Raw genomic sequence first — 891 nt, forward strand, 5'->3', positions numbered from 1 at the left:
GCGGCGCAACCCCGGGCCAAGGCGCCGGCGCGCAAGCCGGTGGCCAAGGCCGCGCGCGCGCCGCGCGTGTCGGCCCGCTGATCGCGCCCACCGCTTGGCCATGACGGAAATCGCTTTCCACTTCAACGCGCCGGACAAGCTGGCCTATGCCTGCCGCTTCGCGCGCAAGGTGCTGCGCAGCGATGCCCGGCTGGTCATCACGGGGCCGGACTCCGCGCTTGACGGCCTGGACCGCGCGCTCTGGGCGATGGCTCCGCAGGATTTCGTTGCCCACTGCAACGAGCGCGACGGTGACGACCTGCGCGAGGCCTCGCCCGTGCTGCTGGCGCAGGACCTGCGCCTGGCGCCGCACCACGAGGTGCTGCTGAACCTGGGCGGTACGGTGCCCCAAGGCTTCGAGCGGTTCGGCAAGCTGGTGGAGGTGGTGAGCGCGCACGACGAGGCCGACCGCAGCGGTGCGCGCGACCGGTGGCGCCACTATGCGTCGCGCGGCTACCAGATCGTGCGGCACGACCTCGTGCTGAAAGGCGCTTAATGTCTTCACCACCCAAGGCGCCCCCCAGATTTGTGCCCACACTCACCGATGTGGTGCAGCTTTCGGACGGCGTACCCGGCGTGGGGCAGCCGAGCCCCGCGGTGCCGGGTGCGGCGGCCCCTGCAGTGCCCGCGGTTTCGCCGTCGTTCGTCAAGCCTCCCGTGGTCGCCGGGTTGCCGCCCCGGCCGGTCCTGTCGCCTGTCATGGCGCCGGCCATGGCGCGGTCTGCCACGCCGCCCCGTTCCCCCGGCGGCGGCCCACACCCCCGCGCCTTTGCCGGCCCCCGCGCCCATGGACTTGGCCCTGCCGGCTGCCGGCTGAAGGACATCGAAGAGGTGGTGATCCACCGTGTCATG

The 891-nt window shown here is 72.5% G+C and carries 1 protein-coding gene and 1 pseudogene; both read left to right on the forward strand.

Annotated features, from left to right (window positions below; translation table 11 throughout):
- Nucleotides 1–100: 100 nt before the first annotated feature.
- Nucleotides 101–535 carry a DNA polymerase III subunit chi gene (locus tag AC27KI_RS26015; protein WP_487116729.1) on the forward strand — a complete coding sequence of 145 codons (435 nt, stop codon included), beginning with the start codon at nt 101–103 and terminating at the stop codon, nt 533–535.
- 32 nt (nt 536–567) lie between these two features.
- Nucleotides 568–891 (forward strand): annotated as a pseudogene (locus tag AC27KI_RS26020) (hypothetical protein); the annotation flags it as partial.

It is taken from the genome of Acidovorax sp. KPB24-03, from assembly GCF_057546605.1.